The sequence below is a fragment of the Stieleria magnilauensis genome, assembly GCA_007753675.1.
Classification (GTDB): domain Bacteria; phylum Planctomycetota; class Planctomycetia; order Pirellulales; family Pirellulaceae; genus Stieleria; species Stieleria magnilauensis.
Genome location: CP036432.1, coordinates 5,476,583 through 5,496,632, shown reverse-complemented (window position 1 = coordinate 5,496,632; position 20,050 = coordinate 5,476,583). Strand labels below are relative to the sequence as shown.

12 protein-coding genes and 1 pseudogene are annotated in these 20,050 nt (G+C 58.3%); 4 read left to right on the top strand and 9 right to left on the bottom strand.

The window, feature by feature from the left end; all coding sequences use genetic code 11:
- Positions 1–318 precede the first annotated feature (318 nt).
- Complete coding sequence (locus tag TBK1r_RS19235) at positions 319–5,550, top strand: DUF1559 family PulG-like putative transporter (RefSeq protein ID WP_419580150.1); 5,232 nt, start codon at positions 319–321, stop codon at positions 5,548–5,550.
- Positions 5,551–5,654: 104 nt separating this feature from the next.
- Here TBK1r_RS19235 and TBK1r_RS19230 read toward each other — a convergent pair whose 3' ends face one another.
- From TBK1r_RS19230 to TBK1r_RS38700, 4 genes are all read right to left on the bottom strand, one after another.
- Positions 5,655–6,983, bottom strand: coding sequence for an IS4 family transposase (locus TBK1r_RS19230; RefSeq protein ID WP_419580149.1), 1,329 nt, complete (start codon positions 6,981–6,983; stop codon positions 5,655–5,657).
- A gap of 215 nt (positions 6,984–7,198) precedes the next feature.
- Positions 7,199–8,032: a methyltransferase domain-containing protein gene (locus tag TBK1r_RS19225; RefSeq protein WP_145214159.1), complete on the bottom strand. Its 834-nt coding sequence runs from the start codon at positions 8,030–8,032 to the stop codon at positions 7,199–7,201.
- A gap of 8 nt (positions 8,033–8,040) precedes the next feature.
- Complete coding sequence (locus tag TBK1r_RS19220) at positions 8,041–9,309, bottom strand: glucuronyl esterase domain-containing protein (protein ID WP_419580148.1); 1,269 nt, start codon at positions 9,307–9,309, stop codon at positions 8,041–8,043.
- 248 nt (positions 9,310–9,557) lie between these two features.
- Complete coding sequence (locus TBK1r_RS38700) at positions 9,558–10,085, bottom strand: outer membrane protein assembly factor BamB family protein (RefSeq protein WP_419580147.1); 528 nt, start codon at positions 10,083–10,085, stop codon at positions 9,558–9,560.
- A 227-nt stretch (positions 10,086–10,312) separates the two neighbouring features.
- Between TBK1r_RS38700 and TBK1r_RS38695 the strand changes: the two genes are divergently transcribed.
- Positions 10,313–10,495, top strand: coding sequence for a hypothetical protein (locus TBK1r_RS38695; protein ID WP_419580146.1), 183 nt, complete (start codon positions 10,313–10,315; stop codon positions 10,493–10,495).
- Here the strand turns inward: TBK1r_RS38695 and TBK1r_RS38690 are convergent.
- From TBK1r_RS38690 to TBK1r_RS38685, 5 genes and pseudogenes are all read right to left on the bottom strand, one after another.
- A pseudogene (locus tag TBK1r_RS38690) lies at positions 10,475–10,828 on the bottom strand (hypothetical protein); the annotation flags it as partial. The gene TBK1r_RS38695 and the pseudogene TBK1r_RS38690 overlap by 21 nt on opposite strands.
- 48 nt (positions 10,829–10,876) lie before the next feature.
- Entirely contained in the window at positions 10,877–12,256 is a 1,380-nt protein-coding gene (locus TBK1r_RS19210) for a Gfo/Idh/MocA family protein (RefSeq protein WP_145214156.1), read from the bottom strand.
- Positions 12,257–12,699: 443 nt separating this feature from the next.
- Positions 12,700–15,291: an alpha/beta hydrolase-fold protein gene (locus tag TBK1r_RS19205; RefSeq protein ID WP_145214153.1), complete on the bottom strand. Its 2,592-nt coding sequence runs from the start codon at positions 15,289–15,291 to the stop codon at positions 12,700–12,702.
- A gap of 264 nt (positions 15,292–15,555) precedes the next feature.
- On the bottom strand, positions 15,556–16,275 hold the full coding sequence (locus tag TBK1r_RS19200) for a beta-xylosidase family glycoside hydrolase (protein ID WP_145214150.1): 720 nt from the start codon (positions 16,273–16,275) through the stop codon (positions 15,556–15,558).
- A 60-nt stretch (positions 16,276–16,335) separates the two neighbouring features.
- Positions 16,336–16,551: an alpha amylase C-terminal domain-containing protein gene (locus tag TBK1r_RS38685; RefSeq protein WP_419580145.1), complete on the bottom strand. Its 216-nt coding sequence runs from the start codon at positions 16,549–16,551 to the stop codon at positions 16,336–16,338.
- Positions 16,552–16,726: 175 nt separating this feature from the next.
- Here TBK1r_RS38685 and TBK1r_RS19190 point away from each other — a divergent pair, with 175 nt between their 5' ends.
- Together TBK1r_RS19190 and TBK1r_RS19185 are read left to right on the top strand one after the other, a co-directional pair.
- Positions 16,727–17,101 carry a hypothetical protein gene (locus TBK1r_RS19190; RefSeq protein WP_145214145.1) on the top strand — a complete coding sequence of 125 codons (375 nt, stop codon included), beginning with the start codon at positions 16,727–16,729 and terminating at the stop codon, positions 17,099–17,101.
- Between the two features lie 359 nt (positions 17,102–17,460).
- The gene (locus TBK1r_RS19185) at positions 17,461–20,046 is read left to right on the top strand and encodes a sulfatase-like hydrolase/transferase (protein WP_145214142.1); all 2,586 of its coding nucleotides are present in this window, start codon (positions 17,461–17,463) and stop codon (positions 20,044–20,046) included.
- The last annotated feature ends 4 nt before the right edge of the window (positions 20,047–20,050 follow it).

Genomic DNA, 20,050 nt, shown 5'->3' with positions numbered 1-20,050 from the left:
CTGATGCTGTCGCTTCCTGGAGCCGCCGAGGCGCAGTTCCCGTCTGCACCGCAAATGCCAAGTCCGGGCGGCGGGCGATCCTTCGGCGGACCGTCCAACTCGGGGCGTTCCTACTCGCGACCGTCCTACTCACGACCATCGACCTCGCGGCCCTCTTACTCAAGACCTTCGTACAACTCGCCCTCGTCGAATCCCAATCGGTTCAACACCCCGCGGACCGGCGTGCCGTCAAGTCGGCCGAGCTATCCCGGTGCGCCGTCGTATTCCTCGCCACGCAACTCGTTCCGGCCAGGTTCTTCGTTCGACGGTCAACGTAACATGCCGTTCGCCGCACCCGGTGGTCGTTCCGTCGGCCCGGTGTTTCGAAACCCGCTCGCGACCAACGCCAGTCGCTCTCCGGCTTTCAATCCGACCAACACCATTCGCGGCATTCGCGTTCCCACACCCTCCATGCCGGGCGCGTCCAACGCGTCGATGTACACGCCCGCCGCCGCGAATCGCATTGAAACTCAGATCCAAGCCAATCTTTCCAAGGATCGGTCGCTCGACAACATGATGTCAGCGATCAACGCCATCGACCAATACGCTCCCAACGCCGCCTTCGCGTCCAAGTACCGAAGCGAAGCACTGCAGATGGCACAGGCGAGCTTGAAACAGAATGCGTCGGTCCCCTTGCCGTGGATCGCAACGGCAAAACTGTCCGCACAAGTTGGCAACGATGCACTCTTTCGCGAAACGACCAGCGAATTCGTACAGAAATTTCCCAACAACCCCCATGCGCAGTACTTCAAGGGATTGCAGTCGTTCATGGACAAAGATTGGCAATCGGCCGAGATCGCGTTACGCAACGCCAAGGCGTTAGGACTGTCAGACGAAAGCATCGCGCAAATGTTGAAAGTCGCGATTGACAATCAGAAGTGGGTTTGGGAATACGCCGAGATCACGTTCTGGGTCATCATGGTCTGGTTGATCGGATTGGTGGCGATTTATTTGTTGGGTCTGCTGCTCAGCCGTTTCACGCTCCAAGCGATCGAGCAGAACCAACTCGATGCGAGATCGCTGGCCACTCGATTGATTCGACGGGTGTATCGCGGCGTCGTCACGGTTGCGGGGGTCTACTATTACATCTCCCTGCCGGTCATTCTGGTTTGTGCGGTCGCCCTGCCGCTGACGATCGGATACGCGGCGCTTTCCACTCCGTATTTGAATCTGATCTTGTTGGCCGTGATCTTGATCGGTGGTGTCGGCGGGGTGATCACGGCGGTCAGTGGTATTCGCACCGCGATGATTCGCATTCCGGATTCACAAGACGGGATGCAGCTTCGACAGGGTGAGTCCGAAGCGTTTTGGAGTCTTGTTCGCGACGTCGCCGAAACGATGGGGACGCGAAGCGTCGACGAGATCTGGATTTCACCCGGCACCGATTTGGCCGTGACCGAACGCGGTCGATGGTGGGACAAGTTGCGTGACAAGGGACGGCGCGTGCTGATATTCGGCGTCGCGTTGCTCGATGATTTTAATGTCGATTCGCTCCGCGCCATCTTGGCACACGAGTACACGCACTTTCGAAACCGAGACACCGCGGGCGGGGATGTCGCGCTGAAGGTTCAATTCGCGATGCATCAATTCGCCGACGCCATCAGCGAACGTGGCAAGATTCGTTGGTGGGACATCACGATCCACTTCCTCAGGACCTTCCACTACCTCTTCACGCGATTGACGCTCGGGGCGAGCCGATTACAGGAAGTCCTCGCCGATCGGGCGGCAGTGGAAGCCTACGGCAGTGCGGCATTCGTCGACGGTTTGAAGCACGTGATTCGACGTGACATTGAATTCGATCACATCGTGTCGGGCGCGATCGGCAACAAAATCAAATCGAACCTTGCCCCCTCGCATTTCTATGCACCTCGACCAGAGATCAACGCGTTCGACCAGCGTGATATCGACGCAGCCATCCGCGCAATCATGTGTCGAAAAACAACCGTCTATGATTCTCACCCGGCCCCCGTTGAGCGTGTCGCATTGGCACAGCGATGGAAATCGGCAAGCCGAACAGACTCGGGACCCGCGATCGAACTCTTTGACCAATCCGGGGTGCCGGTTCGAGACGAGATGTCGACGTTGCTTGCCGATTTCGCAGAGAAACGCGCCGAGAACGTTTTGAAGTTCAATCAGGTCATCATCGATGTGATGACGGACATGATCAAGCAAGGCGATCTCGATGCACGGCTGCGTCGCGCTCAGGTCTATTACGAAATGGCCGAGCACGAAAAGGCCCTTGCGGACATCAACACGGTGATGAAGCAAGCGGGGAACCCGCCAGAAGTGCGTTTCTTTCGAGCCGCTGTATATCAATCGGCCGGAAATCATGAGGGATCGATCGCGGACCTGCGCGAGCTGCTGAAACGCTCACGCTCCTTGCCGGCTGATTTTGCATGCTCCGTCGCCTGCACCCTCGGCCGTCAACATTGGGAACTCGGACAGCTGAAGGAGGCCGGCGACGCGATGGACCGAGCCCTCGGTTTCGACAAGGAGAGCTTTGAAGCGGTCAACTCGAGAATCGAAATCGCGGAGCAGCTCGGAGCGGATCAGACGGCGGAGATTTTGAAGCTGAAAGAACGGGCGTCCAAGCTCTGGCCGGTGGTCGAATTGAAACAGAATGACACTCCGTCGCACGACGGGGACAGCCGGCAAGAGATGTCGTCCTGGTTGGTCGCCCAAACGGTCGCCGGTCTGGCAGCGATCTTTTTTCTGCTGATCGGCGGCGGACTCTACGGGGCCAGTGGTATGGTGATCGCGGCGCTCGATCGCAGCGAGCCTGACGTTGTTCCGATCGAGAAATCCGTCGTGTCGATCGGCGGGAACGCATCGGCCGATGGGACTTCGCCGCCCGCCGTCACGTCAAACGAGGAGGGCGCGGCCAAAACCACATCGACGTTGGACTCGACTGCAAAAGCGACAACGGAAACGAAAGTGCCGGCGGCCACCCAGCCGATCGAAGAGGTATCGTTCGATCAGGTTGGCACCAACCTGCGAACCATCGCCGAAGCCGTCAAAAAGTGCATCGATCGTGGTTTTTACCAAAACACACCACTGCGCATCGACACCAAGCTTTCTTGGCGCGTGCACCTGCTGCCCCATCTCGGCGAGGAAGCGTTGTATGCGGAGTTTAAACTGGATGAACCTTGGGATTCCGAACACAACAAGAGTCTGTTGGACCGCATGCCCGCGGTCTATCGCTTTGGCACCGCTGTCGATTCGACACAGATCCGCAGTATCTGGCGACAGGGTGTCGGCGCGCAGATGCCTGATATCGGCAACGGCGTCTTCTTCGACGACGGCGGCGACCAAACCGCGGTCATCCTGTTCGCCGGGGAGGGCGCGAAGGTGCCGTGGACACGACCCGAACCCAAGCCGTTGAAAGACGACGAAGTCGCGTCCGAGTTGTTGATCTCCTCGACCACTCCGACAATGGCGGTCTTGGGAACCGGCGATGTGCTTTCGTTTCCCCAAGGGATCCATCCACTCAAATTGCAATCTCTGATTTCGATCTCCGGCAACGAGCACGTGTCGGAGAAATGGTTCGCCGCTGACAAGGCAGCCGACCGGCCACCCAACGGATACAAGTTCGGCGCGGTGCGGAGTGATGTCGTGCGGGAATCGGACAAGCCCACCAAGCCCATGATCGGACGGTTTGCATGGATCGGATCCAAGTTGCGAGATCTAAAGTTGCCCCAAGAAAGTCAGCTGTCGTGGCGCGTTCACTTATTGCCCCTCATCGGCTATCAGTCTCTCTATCGCGAATTCAATCTCGATGAACCTTGGGACAGCACTCACAACTACGCGTTGATCAAGCAAATTCCGGAGGTATACACACTCGGTTCGCGACCCGGACGAACCCGGATCCGGGCGATCGAACCGGTGATTGGAGCGTTGGATTCCGATGCTCCGTCTTTGGAGAACAAGCTCGCGATCATTTTCGCTCCGCAACATCAAGAAGTCACTTGGACGCGTCCCAAACCCTTGCCCACGTTGCTTCGGATGCCTAAGGTCCGCGGCATGTTGGTCAACGGGCAAACGGTGTCGTTTAGCATGCCATCGCCAGTGGTGGCGGAGTGTAAATCGTTGGTTGACCCCGCGGTTGAGAATCAGTGGGACGTGAAGATTTGGACCGAGTCTGATCTCGTCGCGCGGAACCGACGGGCACCACGCTACGATCGACCTGCGATCGTTCGCGGCGCCATCCCACTTCCCAATCCGGTCCCCGCAGTACCGGCGGCGGGAGCGAACAAGAAACCTTACTACACGATCGTAGCGGAGTCCTCCCTCGCGAAAATCAGTCAGGCGTTGCAGCAATACATGAGCAACTACCGCACTTTCCCCAAGGTGCAATCTTCCACCAGCGGCACGACATTAAACCTGAGCTGGCGCGTGGAGTTGTTACCGTTCTTGGGCCATCAATCGCTCTACGATCGCTTTGATCACGACCAACCCTGGGACAGTGAAACGAACCTCCCGCTACTCAAGGAAATGCCTGAGGTTTATCGCACCAAGTCCGGCGAAGAATCCCTGACCCAGATTTGTCTGTTCATCGGCCGCGGGATGTGTTTGTCCAATGAACGCATCCGTGACTCTCTGGTCAGCAAGGACATGCCGATGACCGACAACCGCGCCTCGACCATTTTGGGTGGAATGGTTGGACCGGACAAAGCCGTGCCCTGGACCAAGCCCGTCGACATCGAGGTTGATCCGACGAATCTGGTTCAGTCGCTCTCAGCGGAGGGGAAAAGTGTCGGACTGATCACCGGTACCGGATGTCAGATCCTTCCCCGTTCCTTATCGCCCCAGATCTTTCACGCGCTGGCGACCAGCACCGCAGGCGAATTGGTCGACGCCGCGACGCTGATGCGATACAGCGCCCATGTGAACGGATACCCGTATGTCGGCGAGGATCAGGGAAGGCTTTTTGAGGCCTATGGAATGCGGGCCGTCTTATCTTGCCTGCTGCAAACGTATCAGCGAAATCCGGAATTATTGAACGATCGAAATCTAAGCTGGCGGGTCCACATCTTGGGATCGCTCGATTACCGGGACTTGTACGAGCAATTTCGCTTGGACCAGCCCTGGGACAGCCCGCACAATCTAAAGTTGATCCCTTACATGCCTGACATCTTCCGGGATTTCGATGCAAGTAGCGACAGCACCACCACACGTCTGATGACGATTCGCGGCTTGGGCACGATCAACCATCCGTATCTACCAAGCACGCCTTATCAATCGATCTCCGACGGTCCCGAAAACACCCTGCTGATGCTGCAGGCGCCCGAAGGCCGCGAAGTCACCTGGACCAAACCCGATGACTTTCCGTTTCTGATCGAAGAACCTAGAAAGGGACTGGAAAACATTCCGATTGCCAGGGGGCTGACGGTGGGCTTCGCCAATGGCCAAGTCAATTTCTTGCGTTCAACCATCGAGCCGGAAGCCTTCAAGTCGCTCGTCACCCCACGCGGCGGAGAACGCGTCTTCGTGGCGGAACAGGTAATGCGGTGAGAACGCGCGTCTGGGACTTCAACCTCCTGGCAGGCATGGATACCCATACATCCAAAGTCACCCTCCCTGGCAGGGAGGGTCGAGCGAAGCGAGGGGCATAGGCATCAAGTTAAGGAATATTCGAGCAAGTTGGGATCGCGGAGCAATTCCGCAGTTCCCGGCTTTTTCCGCCTTTTTGTTCGCTTGCAGATCGGTAGGACTCGGTTTCGGATTTTTGCGAGATATTCGCAAAGTCTTGAATGCGATACGAGGCAACTGGCCAATTCATCCATCCAATTTGCAAGCCGCTTAGCTATCTTTGCGAAGCTTAGCGATGAATTCTCGAACCAGCCCGCCAGTATGACCAACCACTGCTGGAGAAGTGCACCACAGAGGCGGACCCAAAACCGGGCCATCGAAATGGTGTCCGTGCGCCCATCCATCAGATCGATCTGGCAGTACGTTTTCCATCGCTTGAAGAGCAATTCAATTTGCCAGCGGCTGCGGTACAAAACGATCGCCTCTTGGACGCTCAATTGCTCTACTGCAAGATTGGTGGCTAAAAAGTTCCAGTCGCAAGCCGCCAAGCGGTCCTGACTCGGTGTACGGCCCTTCTTTTTCGCCCGTTTGCGAACTTCCCTGCGACGTTTCGCGGCGATTGCCTTGGGGATTCGCCATGCGATCAATCGGCAGTCCAGCGGAGTGCCTTGGCCGACTGTGACGTCGCAGTCGATCAGTGAGTCATTTTGTCGGCTCAGCCAAGCAACTAGCCCTTCGGAGTGATCGTCCACCTTGATTTTCACGTTGTAAAGCAATCGCGTCAGGAAAAAGGCTCCCCACGCTGCATAACACGAAAGGACGGCGGATGAGAAATAGCCGAGGTCAGCGATTCGAAGTGAGCCTTTCTGGAGTGGCACGACTTGACGGTTTGTTGCCTGATCGGGCGACTTCCCTGGTTCGAGTTGAATGCACTGCAACTCCCCATTGGCCAGGTCAAGTTCGGTTTGAAGCTTCACTGCAGCGGTATTGTGCTCCCCTACACCGCCACAACCTGCAAATTCTGCTGCCAAACTCGGCGGCAAGCTGATCACCGAACTGTCGATCAGCTTGACCGACGTAAATCGTTCCAAAAGCGGGGCGAGCTTCGACTCGGAGTGCATGACCTGCATACTCATCTTGGCAAACAGCGAACGAAAGAAGGCGACCAATTGATCGCTATATCGTTGCTCAACGGCCTGGGGAGAAATCGTCAGCCCCACAGAAGCAGCCATGCTGGCAATGTCCTCCTCGTTGGCGGTCGGTTTGGCTAGCATGGCCAAAATGAACGACTTCGCGAGCGTTGAGGCATCAAACTTTCGTCGTCGTTTGATGACCTTGGATTCGGCGGCAGATTGCTCGGCAAGTTCTCCGAAACTGGTCTGTAACAAAGTGGCCAATCGATCTATGGTCTTCACGGCGGAAACTCCTTCTTCCGAGGTTGTGGTGATAACTACCTCATGAAGGTTTTTCCGCTTTTTTTCTACCTCAATTCCTTAACTTGGTGCGTATGGGGTCGAGCGAAGCGAGGGGAGGGTCGTTGGTCACTGCTGAGCGGATGGTTTCGGCCAACGGTCGTTTACATCCATCGCCTTAGGCATCGCTCAAGGTCCGCTCTTGGCATGGATTTTCTCTACGGCCGACGCAGCAAGATTAAATCGGCCGCCAGCGTCACGTTCATCGCCATCAATGATTCCGCACGCGTTTGTTGGGAGCGTCGCACGGCGCGGTAGGTCATCGCCAATGCATCAGCGATCGCATCGGGGGCCAGTTCGACACGTTGTCGCCAGTTCTGGTGTTCCACAAACTGCAAACCGGCTGCGGAGAGTTCATCGGCGACCGCTCCCCACCGGCTGCGTCGATGCCCCTCTTGTTGAACACTTTCACGAAGCTCGATCAAATCCTCTTCGCCGGGCACGGCAATGATGCAGTTTCCGTCGGAAACCAGCACACGCGAAATCTCTTCGGCCGGTCGGCGTCCGAACAACGAAATCACTTGGTCGACGCTGCCGTCCGCGGCCGGCAGCGTGCGGTCCGCGTTGGCCAACACCCAAGTCGCCTCGGGCCAACCCCGTGCGGCGAGTTTGATCGCGCGTTTGGACAAGTCGATGCCACAGTAGCCGTTCGGATTATCTGAAAACAGTGCCGGCCCAAACGAACCTTCGCCACAACCCAGGTCCAGTGTCCTGATCGATCGCGAATCCTCTCCGTCGATCGGCGACTTGATCCAAGGCCGCAGTGTTTCGACCAGCCCGGTCGCGAGCCCACGCTTGAGCCAACGATGCCGGGCCAGGACGGCGTCGTCGCAGTCGCCGGGTTTAAGCGACTTGCGGTCTTGCGGTTGCAGCAGACTCCAGTATCCCGCCTTGGCGCGATCGAAGTGGTGACCGGACTCGCATCGCAGCGCGTTGTCACGCAGTTTCAGCAGTTGGGTACAGTTTCGGACGGTGCAGCGTAGTTCAAACATCGTGCAAACTACTTCAGCAACGTGTCGGCGAAGTCCAGGAAAAAGTCCCAGTCCAGTTCACCAAGTCCGTGTCCGCCGGCGCGGATGTGATAACCGGTCTGCCCCTTGATGCGTTGCTGACCCAGCGGCGGCATGGTCGCTGTTTCGATCGCGTCTTTTCCCAGCAGACCGAACACGGGAGCGGCGGCGACGAGCGATGCGTACTCGCCTTTCGGATCCGCCCACAGGTCTTCGTCAGCGCTGGCGACATAGACGCCTCGCGGTGCGATCAGCGCGACCACTTCGTGCTGATCGACGGGCAAGTCATTCTCACGACCGGCGTAGTCGGAAAACGGTTTGCAAAACCAGTGGGGGAAGGACGTCGTGATGCGCTCGACGGTTTCCCCGTATGCCCGTCGTGACAGCGCGGCGCCGCCACACCCCGAGTTGTTGCTGTAGGCGATCGCGAAGCGTTCGTCTTCGCACGCTGCCCACAGCGACGTTTTTCCGCCCCGCGAGTGGCCCGAGACCGCGACGCGTGAGGCATCGATCGAATCGATCGTTTGCAAATGATCGAGCACCCGACTGGCCGCCCAACCCCAAGCCGACAGACTTCGCCACGCGGTGTCTTCGGGCGGCTTTCCGTCGGCAAAGAACGAGCGGATTCCGTCGGGATAGCCGTCTTTTTTGTCGGGGTCGACATGCGAGGTGTGGAACGATGCCGTTGCATAACCACGCTCAATGAAGGTTTCCACCGGCCAAAACGGATCCGGTTTCTCGACAGCGGTCGCCAGCGGAACAAAGTAGCGGTTGTTGATGTGGATCACCGCCGGGGTCGGCCCCGACGCGTTGTTGGGCACAAAGACGACGAACGGAAATGAAAACGTACGATCGTCGATTTCGAAGATCGCTTTTATTTCGCGGCCGGTCGCGGCACCGTCGAACGCTCGCGTGGTTTCTGCCGTCTGCTCAAACCGCAACGAGTACTCGGTGTCGGGGCGACGTCCATAAACCTGCTCGCGAAACAACTCCAGTAGCTCGCCGCGACGACGTTCGTTCCATTCCTTCGGCGAACGGATCAGGTCGCCCCCGCGAGTCACCAGCGGATTGGGCAACGTGTAGGTTGGGACTTTTGATTCGACGTAGTTAAACTCGCGACGCTGCTTGGTCAGCTTCTCGACCAGGTCGGGATTGGCTTGCCAGGCGGATGTCGCCTCTTGACTGATGGAGGGACGTGCCGTGAACGTCATCGCGGCGAGCAGCATCGCGCTGGTGAGAAGGAAGGAATGTCGTTGCATGATAGGGGTGGTTGATGCGGTGGGAGTGGTTGATGCGGTGGGGGTGTCGGTTCTTCAACTCGTTCCGAGGCTCTACCTTGGAACGCAAGGCCGCTGCGGCCATTCGCCGTCGGCGGCCGGGAACAAGGATAGGGTGGGGTAAGCATCTTGCTTGCCACCCACGCCGGCTCTGCCGGTCGGCCCGTATAGCGGCCAGGAAGGCGGGAGCCTCCACGACATTGTGTTCCCAGGCCGCGAACACGTAGCGATCACTTGGACGAGAAACAAAGCAGATGCTTCTCACCGCGGATGAAAATGCGGTCTTCGATCGGAACGGGCGATCCGATCACGGACTCTTTCAGATCGTTTTCGGACAGCAATCGGAATTCGCCGTCGGCCACATCGGCGACGTAGACGACGCCGTCTTCACGCGCCGCGTATAGTTTACCGGCGGCGATCGTCGGTGACGCATAGTACGAGTTCCTGTTTTTGGGAAACGCGTCACTCCAGATCGTTTTGCCGGTCGCCGGATCGATGCATTCGACTTCACCGCGGTCACGGACCAGGTAGACGTGTCCGTTGTAAGCAGCGGGCGAGGGGACGAAGGTCGAGATGTCATCGCGAAACCAAACGTGATTCGTCTCGGTGACGTCGCCGCTTCCGTCCATGCGGATGCCGTACAGTCGCGGTGCCCCCTTGTCGTTACGGCCAAAGGCGACGACCGCCATGTCATCGACCAGGACCGGCGAGGCAACGACGGGCCAAGTTGATTGGAGTCGGGATTGAAATTCCCGCATGTCCACATCACGCGTCCATCTTGAGCGTCGTGGATCGTCAAGTGTTGTGCGCCCCAGACCAGTAGCGACTCCTTTCCCTGATGATCGATCACCAGTGGTGTGGAGTAGCCGTGGTCGCATTCACGCGGCGTTTGATAGTTCCTCGCTTCCTTCCATGCGATGTCGCCGGTTTGTTTGTCGAATGCTGCTAGCCATGATTCACCGTTGTGCATCCGCGCAAACACAACATGTCGCTTCGTCAAAACGGGCGACGTCCCGTGGTCCCAATACAGAGTGTCTTTGCCGAAACGATCGACCAGGTTCGTTTGCCATCGTACTGTGCCGTCGCGTTCCACCGCGGCCAACGTCCCGCTTTTGAAGTACACGAAGATCGCATCACCGTCGCTGACGGGGGACGCGTTGCTGCCTGAGCCGTTGCGATGTTTCCCTTTGACTTCGGGGCCGAATTTCGTCAGCCACTTTTCCTTGCCGGACCAATCGACGGCCACCAATGCATCGACACCGTCACTCGGCGCGGTGACGTACAGGGTCTGGTCGACGACGATCGGAGTGGAACATCCCTTGCCGGGAAGCGCTGTTTTCCAACGCAGGGTCTGGTCGTTCAGTTCCGACGGATAGTTTCCCGTCGCCACACTGCCCAAGTCCGCCGATCCGCGCCATTGCGGCCAGTCGGCGTGGACGCTGGGCTGGACGAGTGCGAACCCCAGCAAAAACGTTGACAGGATGAAGCCGTATTTCGTCATCATTGGTTTCTCAGTTGAAGATGAATTGCCGATCGTTCTGCTTCCGGATTAAACGACATCAGGTACCGTGAACGCACCGCGCGCCGGTCGCGTCAATAAACGGTCCGCTTGGGGATCGTCTTTAAAGGTTTCTTTTTCCGGATCAAAGTGCAGCGTTCGATCGACGCGGTAAGCGATATTGGCCAAGTGACACAGCGCGGCAGAATGATGTCCCTGTTCGATCTCCGCCGAGAGGAATTCTGGGTTTCGCGCACGGACCGCAAGCGCCCAATTGCGGAAATGCGGCAGGTTGGAAATCGGACTGCCCTCTTCAAAAGCGCTCGGCCCCGGTTCGCGATTGCGTCCCAGGAACGTGTAGTAGCTCGAGTAGTCGGGGATGATCATCGTGCCTTCGGTGCCCAAAAAGATTGTTCCGACGGGAAAGTCTTTTTGGACGAAGGGATACTTATCGCGAAAGCCCGCTTCGGCGTTGGTGTACCAATCGCGGACCGCAAACTCGATCATCCTGCCGTCGGCCCATTTCAGCGATGTGGACAAGACACCCGGCGTTTCGGCGCTGCTCTGATGGACTTTTTCTTGCATGTAATTGGAACCCACCGATGAGACCTGCACCGGGTGCGTGTCCAGTTTCAGGCCCCAACGCAGGATGTCCATTTGATGGACGCCCTGGTTGCCGATTTCTCCATTGCCGTAGTCCCAGATCCAGTGCCAACGACGATGTTGAAAGTTACTGAATTCGTGCACGGGGGCCGGTCCACACCATGCGTTCCAGTCGAGTCCCTCGGGCACCGGTCGCGGTGCATGCTTGCCCAGGTCGCCGCGGATCTTGTAGGCGATGCCGCGGGCAAAGTAGACGTCGCCGATCACGCCTTGATGCAGTTTGTCGATGCCTTCGACGATGTTCGGTGACGATCGGCATTGCGTTCCGTGCTGGACGATCCGGTTGTACTTGCGCGCCGCTTGGACCATCTTGCGGCCTTCGGAGATGTTGTGCGACCCGGGCTTTTCGACATACACGTCTTTGCCCGCTTGGCAGCCCCAGATCACGTTCAGCGAATGCCAGTGGTTGGGTGTGGCGAAGGTGACTGCGTCGATGGACGGGTCATCCAAGACACGTCGCATGTCGTCGTAGGTTTGGATCTTGTGACCGCTGCGCTCGGTCCAAACCGTTTCGGCGGATTTCAGTTTGGCTTCGTCGCAATCACAAATGCCTGCCAGGGAGACGCCGGAGGTCGATTCTTTTTCCAGTTCGACCAGGCTTTCCGCGTGGGCTTTGGCGCGTCCCCCCATGCCCACGATCGCGACTCGGATTTTGTCGTTCAAGTTTTGTCCGCGAACGATGGCCGGGGCGGCGAAGACCGCAGCAGTACCGGCCGCGGCGGCTTGGATGGATTGGCGACGCGTGATCGGCTGAGTCTTTTTGTTCATGTTCGTCTCGTTGGATCGATGATGGAGGGCGTCTCGACGTGCGATGACCCCCGCTGGTGTCACCTGGAAATTGTAACACGAAACGGGTGGTCTTTTGCGAAAGACCGGAGGGCTGGCGCCTCATGCCACTTACTTGAGTTAGCGGAACGGCGCGAGCCGTCCGGTTTCACCTTGAAAGACCGGAGGGCTCGCGCCCTACCGCTCACCAGAAACACCCCGATCGGTGTCAATGTAAAGGGCACTGGGGCGTTACGGCCTGTCGATTTAGTGAGCCGACGGCGCTAGCCGCGGGCTTAGTGAAGACGACGTTGCCCTTGGAGGCCCGTGGCTAGCGCCATCGGCTCACCATTGTTTCGGTCGCGATTAAATCAACAGGCCGGTGAGCCACCGGCAGACACTCTGTCGGCCCGTTGGGCCTTGTGGATACGTCTGGGCAAACGTCGCTACTTCACACTCAGCTTGCGGCGATAGACGGTCGAGCCGTTGGTCACGTACAGCGTGTCATGATGCGCCCCGGCCAGTGTGCAACTGGTCAGCGGCTTGGTCGGATCGGGTGTGGGCAGCACGCCACAGGGACGCCCGGTCGGATCGAAGATTTGCACGCCGACTGAGCTGGTCACGTAGTAACGCCCTGCCTTGTCTACGGCCATGCCATCGCCCCGCGACGCGGTCAGGTACGGCGGCGGTTCGTTGAATTTAAATTCACCCTTGGCGTCGATCGCCAGCCGCATCGGCATGGTCGGCATTTTGGCGTCCAGGCTGCCGTCGGGATGGACCCTGAACGTCCAAGTGCTCTCGCCGCCGGAATCGGAAACGGCCAGCGTGCCCCCGTCGTTGGACAGCGCGATTCCGTTGGGACGCGTGATTCCGCTGTCGACCGCCGTCGTTTCGCCGGTCTTCAAGTTGATCCGCGTGACTTGTTTGGCCCGAGTCTCGGTGATGAACGCAAATCCATTCGCGGAGACGGCCAAGTCGTTCGGCTTGACACCGCTCGCGACCACGTTGACCACACCCGAAACCGGGTCAATCGAAATCACTCGATCCATCGCACCCTGGCATCCGTACAGCAGTCCGTCGGGACCGAACATCAACCCGCTGACCGATTCCTTGGCGATCACCGTTTGTTTTCCGTCATCGGCACTGACGCGGTAGACCGCCGGCGCCTTCATGTCGCTGTAGAAAAAATTGCCTTCGGCGTCGCTGCACGGTGCGTCGGCGAACCCGAGGTCCGTGGCGACGACTTCCCAGGACTGCCCCGGGATCAACAGGTTCAGCAGCGTCAAATCGCCGCGCAAGTCTCCGCTGGTGTCTAGCACCGGCTGGTGTGTCTCGTTTCGCCAAAGCCATTTCATCGCATCGGGAAAACGCACGCTGCCGAAATCGGCGTTGTGCGCGTAGCCTTCGGACCAATCAAAACGGGTGTCGTAACCCATGTACTTGAGCGCCGATGCCATGCGCTGGTTTGCCCAGGGCCAGCTTCCGAACGCGTTGTCGACGTCACCGCTGGTGTCGGACATGTAAACGCGGATCGGTTTGGGTTCCGTTTTGCGGACCAGTGCGGGATAGACGTTGCCGCCGCGCAAGTTCGTGAAACTGCCGACGTTTGAATAAACCTTGCCAAACTGGTCGGGACGCTCCCAGGCGGCGGTGAAGGCGCAGATGGCGCCGGAACTGGACCCGCCGATCGCCCGCATCGCAGGATCGGAAGAAAGGTTGTAGCGCTGCTGGACCGCGGGAAGGATTTCTTCTGACAAGAATCGCGTGTATCGATCACCCAGGCTGTCGTATTCAAAGCTGCGGTTGGATGACTTTTTGCCTTGGCGAGGCTTTGACTTGTGGTGTCCCGGATTGATGAACACGGCGATGGTCGGAGGTATTTCGCCGCGTGCGATCAAGTTGTCAAAGACGATCGGGATCCGCCAGCGTCCCTTGATGTCACGCATTCGCTCACCGTCCTGAAACACCATCAGCGCGGCAGGCGTGTCCGCCTTGTATTGTGCCGGCACGTAGATCGCCCAATCACGGATCGTGCCATCAAAGATCTTCGATTCCCAGGGCTCCATCTGCTCGACGGTTCCCTTGGGAACCGAGTCGTCGGCGATTGCATCGGGATGCGGTTGCCACTCGGGATTGGTTTCCGTGGACGGGATCACGGTCGATTCGGAATCATCAGACCACAGCCAACGCAGTGCGTCCGGAAAGACTTCGCCGCCCCATTTTCCGCTGTGTCCGCCTTCGGTCATCACCAGCTTGTAATGATAACCGGCGTACTGCAGCGCGGCCGCCATGTCGCGATTTCCCAGTGGCCAATTTCCGTGCAGATTGTTTAAGTCGTCCTTGCCTTCTTGCAGGTACACCTTGATCGGTTTGGGAGCGGCTTTCGTTTTGCGAATCAATCCGGGATAAGCCCAACCGCCGCGGATGTTGGTGAAACTGCCGATGTGACTGAGCACTTTGCCGAACTGATCCGGTTTTTCCCAGGCGACGGTGAACGCGCAGATGCCACCGGACGAGATCCCGCACACCGCGCGGCGTTTGGCGTCGTCAGAAACGTTGAGTCCTTTCAACGCAAGGGGCAGAAATTCATCGACCAGGAACGTTGCATAGCGGTCACCGAGTGAATCGTATTCGAATGAACGGTTGCTGCGGTCTTTCGCGCCGGGTTTGGACGCCGGAATCGTGCCGGGGTTCACGAAGACGGCGATCGTGACCGGCATCGCGCCTTGATGGATCAGATTGTCAAACACTACGGGAACACGAAACGCGCCGTCGGCCTTGGCGTAGTTCTTACCGTCCATGAACACCATCAAGTTTGCCGGCTCATTCGCGTTGTACTGTGCCGGAACGTAGACGCTGTACTGGCGCGTCGTACCGGGGAACACGCGACTGTCGGCGAAGACGCCTTCGCTGAGTTTCCCTTGGGGAACATCCGGTTGGACCTGGCGATCGGACGCATTGGGTGGAGAGTCGTCCGCGGCACACAGGGGGGGCATCGCCAGCAAGGCGACGAGGGCGAGCAAGGCTTGGGGTTTCATGATGTCTCAGGAGGGCGGCGAAATGGGGAGAGATGGTGCGGGAGGCTGCACATCATCGTTTGCCGCTGACCGGTAAGCAAGTGCCGCGGGGAGGTAGGTGGAAGGCCCGGGATCAAAAGACGGGGTGGTCAAAAAATGGGGTGGTCAAAAAATGGGAGGCGGGTGCACGAGGCTTTGCGCATCCTGTCCCACCAGCTGCCTTCATTTTTTGACCAGTCAATGTTTTGACCCTCTCTCTCCGCGCCCCAACGATCACTCAACCCGTCACCGCTCCAGGGGCCTCATTTCAAAATGACTGGCGGTGGCCCAACGCCCCGAGTCCACCTCGCCTTGATAGAACTGAAGGCTGACTTGTGGCGGTGTGGAGGCGTCTTCCGGCAGGGCGGCCGTGCCGACGGCATTCCATTCATGCTCACCGGGTTTGCGATAAAAACCGCTCAGCTCCGGTCCGTCGATGACCAATCGCAGTTGGACGGTTTCACCGGGATAGGGAATGATTGCGATGGTGCGCGTGCGATCCTTTTCTTCGCGTCCCATCACGATGTTGGTGATGCCGTGCTCAATTTCCAACCCGATCTTGACCATCGTCGAATCGCTGTAGTACCAGACCAGATTCGTTTGTTCCCAGCGTTTCTTCGGATGCTGCTCCAGTTGCACACGGACGTCGACGGAGTCCTGCCAGGCCCGGGGCACCGGATGAAGCAGCACGTTCTTCGCGTCGTTGGCTTTACCCCACATGTTGCCTGGTTCGACCAGGACTTGCAGGCCTGAATCGGACAGCTTCCATCCGTCTTTGTTTTCCCGCAACCATCGCCACTGTTTCCGCATCGAACCTTGAAACGTATCGACGATCAGTTGAGCTTCCGCCCGAGCCTCCACAGCCTCGCGTTTGGCGTTTTCGCCTTCTTGGCCGACGACAACCAGCGCCGACGCGTTCACCAGGACCGCGATCAGACAGAATCTTCTGAGGAGAGTGCGTTTCATGTTGCTTGATGTCTGTGGTGGCTCGTTGATTCAGACGCGTCGCCGCATCTTTGCCCCTGTCTACTTGCGTCGCATCGCGATGACCGAAAACTTGGGCAGGTTCAGGTAGAGTTTACCATCAGCTTGCACCGTCGGTTCGTAGAACGCGTTTCCCGCACCGTCCCACCCGCCGAATCGGGAATCTTGAGTGCACAAGGCCTGCGTCCATTGACCGTCCGTTCCCGCGGCCACTCCGTAACTGTGGTTGGTGAAGTTGGTCGGGCCGAAATTGATCACCACCAGGACACCAACCCCAACGGGATTGCACGGGATCCGCGTTTGTGGAAAAGAATGACGAGGTAGGGTAACTTGCGTGGATGGACGATGATCATCACCTCCCGACGCCGCACAACAACTTCTTTCAGTTCGCACTGTCGAACTTGACGGCCGCGACCGGCAACTGCAGGCGGAATTGTTTTCGATCCTGCAGATTTTGAGAAGTGTTGGCGATGGTTTTTCGATCCGGCAATGGCTTGACGCAATTCAGGTGTACGCGATGTCTGCAAACAACGATCTAACTTCCGAAGAGTTGAAGCAAACACTCGCAAGCGTGTTTCCGACACAATTCTATCCGGGGTCGATCGCCGATCGTCTCTTGGAAGAAGGTCGCGAGGAAGGCCGTGAAGAAGGCATTGAGAAGGGAAAGCTAACCGGTAAGATCCAGGTGCTACAGGAATTCCTCGGGGATCCCATTTCGACGGATGCGGAACTGATCTCTTTGGGGCGAGGCGCGTTGGATGCAAAACTTCAGGCCCTGCAAGCACATGTTCGTAACCACGATACGTAGTATGGCTCTCCAAACGGATTGCGCAGCGAAACGCTTTTCTTTTGCATTGTGAAGCATGTTGCCGCTGTGCTTAGCAGAGCCTTTAGCAGTTTAGCGCAAGCTCAATGCCACTTACTTTGGCGACAAATGCTTCACACGTTACCCTCCTCGGTCTCATTCACGCAACGTTCGCAGCGTACCGAAAAGCCCGAAGGGACGCGAGCAGACTGTGGGTGGAAATAATCGCGACCGATGTCGCTGCGAACGGACCTTCGTTTTCCAGTAGCCCAGAGATCGCCAGTCCGAGTTTGTTGGCGTCTGAATCCTTTATGATAGCCGACCCTTGATTCCGTTTCTGGCTCGCAAGAAGGTCACGCATCATGCTCCGTTCTCTCTCTCTTCGTTTTGCCGCGTGTTGTTTGGCGCTGATGGCAGCGTCGGCCGGCGCCGAGCGGCCGAATGTGTTGTTCATCGCGATCGACGACTTGAGGGTCCAGCTGGGGTGCTACGGGGATGCGGCGGTGAAGTCGCCGAACATCGATCGGCTCGCATCCGGCGGCATGGTTTTCGAACATGCCTACTGCCAGCAAACCGTCTGCAATCCCTCCCGGGCATCGCTGCTGACGGGCATGCGGCCCGATACGCTGCGGGTTTGGGATTTGCCGACACACTTCCGTCAGAACGTGCCCGATGCCGTCACGCTTCCACAATGGTTCAAATCCAACGGCTATCACACACAATGTGTCGGAAAGATTTTCCATAACTGGCGGCAAGACGATTGGAAAGGCGATCCCCGATCCTGGAGCGTGCCGTCGGTGCTGCACTACAACAGCCACTCCAACGACAAGCCGATCGTCGACGGAGCGGTGCCGCCGAATCTCGCTTCGGGAAAAAATGGCATCGAATGCCGCGAGGTTCCCGATGACGCCTACTTCGACGGGCGGGTCGCGGAAACGGCCGTCGAATCCTTGCGGAAACTCAATCGGCGTGACGATCCGTTCTTCCTGGCCGTCGGATTTTGGAAGCCACACACGCCCTTCAACGCTCCCAAAAAATACTGGGACCTTTATGATCGAAACAAGGTTCCAATTCCGAGCGACGTACAACCACCCCAAGACGTTCCCGACATCGCATTGACGAGCGCCCGATTCAACGCGGGCGCGGAGTCGGAAGAGTTGCGGGAAATGCATCACGGGCACCTCGCCGCGATCAGTTACTTGGATGCGCAGATCGGCCGCGTGCTGGATGAATTGGATGCACTGCAACTGCGAGACAACACGATCATCGTGTTGTGGTCCGATCACGGGTTGCATCTGGGTGAACACGGTCTGACACGGAAAACAACGGCGTTTGAACTCGATGCCCGCGTCCCGCTGATCATCGACGCCCCCAAACACGAAGCGGCCGGCCGCACGGACGCCCTGGTGGAATTGCTGGATCTCTATCCGACGCTGACGGAACTTTGTGCCTTGCAAACACCGGACGACGTCGAAGGTGTCTCCTTGGTGCCGTTGCTGGACGATCCCTCGGCGAGTGTCCACGAAGTGGCTCTCACCCAAACACCGCGTCCCAATTACCTGCGCGGCAAACTGCCCGAAGTGATGGGGTATTCGATTCGCGCCAAACCCTTTCGCTACACCGAGTGGCGGGACTTCAAAACCGAACAAGTCCTCGCCCGCGAACTATACGATCACCGCAATGACTCGCACGAGACCGTGAACGTGGTGGACCATGACGAGTATCAAAACGCCGTCGCTGACCTGGCAAAGAAGCTTGCCGAAAAACTGGCCGCCCAGTCTGCCGTTGCCGCTTCTGGAACCGATGCTCGTCCGCACCCTGTGAAGAATCCGGGCAGCCCACGGATGCTGGATCTGAAAACCACCGGCCCCGATGCGTCGCGAATCAATTTCAACGATCTTACCCCGGTTCCGTCAAAACACGCCATCATCAGTGACGTCCGAGACCGCGCAGGAACCTGGGTTCATCAGCACGCTTATCTCGCTCATTTCGAAGGCAAGTACTGGGCGATGTGGAGTGACGGTCCGGGCGTACCGAGGCCGGGCCTGACGCCCGAGCAACTGCGCAATGTGGTACCGGGTCACGATCGACCGGACACCCGCGTGTCCTATGCGACCAGCGATGACGGGTTGCGTTGGAGTCAGCCGGCGGATCTGTCCGGGCCGCCGCGGACACCCGGGTTTGGTTGGATCGCACGTGGGCTGTGGGTCCGTGATGGCGAGCTGCTGGCGTTGGCGAGCCACTTCAACGCGCCGGCATATCCCGGCAAGGGACTCAGTCTGGAAGCATTTCGCTGGGACGCGGGCGAGCAAACGTGGAGAGCCCACGGCACAGTGATGGACGACACGCTCAATAATTTCCCGCCCAAGCGATTGCCGCAAGGCGAATTCATGATGACGCGTCGCGACCATTGCCAGCAGGTCTCGGTGATGATCGGCGGAGACACTGCCTTCGACGACTGGAAGATCCGTCCGCTGGCCAGCTACGACGCCAGCGGTCGCCCGGAAGAACCCTACTGGTACGTGCTTCCCGACGGCCGGAACCTTGTCGGCCTGATTCGCGACAACGGCCGTTCGGGACGATTGCTGCGAACCTTTTCCAGCGACAACGGCCGGACGTGGAGCCCGATCGTGAAGACAGATTTCCCTGACGCGACGAGTAAGTTTTTTGTGCTGCGAACCTCGCGGGGCTACTATGTGCTGGTGTCCAACGCCAACCCGCGTCGACGCGACCCATTGACCTTGGCCGTCAGCTCGGACGGGCTGGCCTTCACCCACCTGTTTCAGCTCGTCGGCGGTCGACACGTCGATTACCCACACATCATTGAACACGACGAACACCTGTTGATCGCGTTTTCCGGCGCGAAGCAAACGATGGAAGTTTTAAACGTATCACTCGACGATCTCGACGCGCTCCTTCGATCGAATCAATCCGCCAGCTCGCATTGACAAT

Excerpts from the sequence above, each read along its gene's own strand:
- TBK1r_RS19235 (WP_419580150.1), top strand. The coding sequence starts at position 319 with ATGCCGTTCGCCGCACCCGGTGGTCGTTCCGTCGGCCCGGTGTTTCGA.
- TBK1r_RS38695 (WP_419580146.1), top strand. The coding sequence starts at position 10,313 with ATGTCGCTTCGTCAAAACGGGCGACGTCCCGTGGTCCCAATACAGAGT.
- TBK1r_RS19225 (WP_145214159.1), bottom strand. The coding sequence starts at position 8,032 with ATGTTTGAACTACGCTGCACCGTCCGAAACTGTACCCAACTGCTGAAA.
- TBK1r_RS19185 (WP_145214142.1), top strand. The coding sequence starts at position 17,461 with ATGCTCCGTTCTCTCTCTCTTCGTTTTGCCGCGTGTTGTTTGGCGCTG.
- TBK1r_RS19220 (WP_419580148.1), bottom strand. The coding sequence starts at position 9,309 with ATGCAACGACATTCCTTCCTTCTCACCAGCGCGATGCTGCTCGCCGCG.
- TBK1r_RS38700 (WP_419580147.1), bottom strand. The coding sequence starts at position 10,085 with ATGCGGGAATTTCAATCCCGACTCCAATCAACTTGGCCCGTCGTTGCC.
- TBK1r_RS19210 (WP_145214156.1), bottom strand. The coding sequence starts at position 12,256 with ATGAACAAAAAGACTCAGCCGATCACGCGTCGCCAATCCATCCAAGCC.
- TBK1r_RS19200 (WP_145214150.1), bottom strand. The coding sequence starts at position 16,275 with ATGAAACGCACTCTCCTCAGAAGATTCTGTCTGATCGCGGTCCTGGTG.
- TBK1r_RS19205 (WP_145214153.1), bottom strand. The coding sequence starts at position 15,291 with ATGAAACCCCAAGCCTTGCTCGCCCTCGTCGCCTTGCTGGCGATGCCC.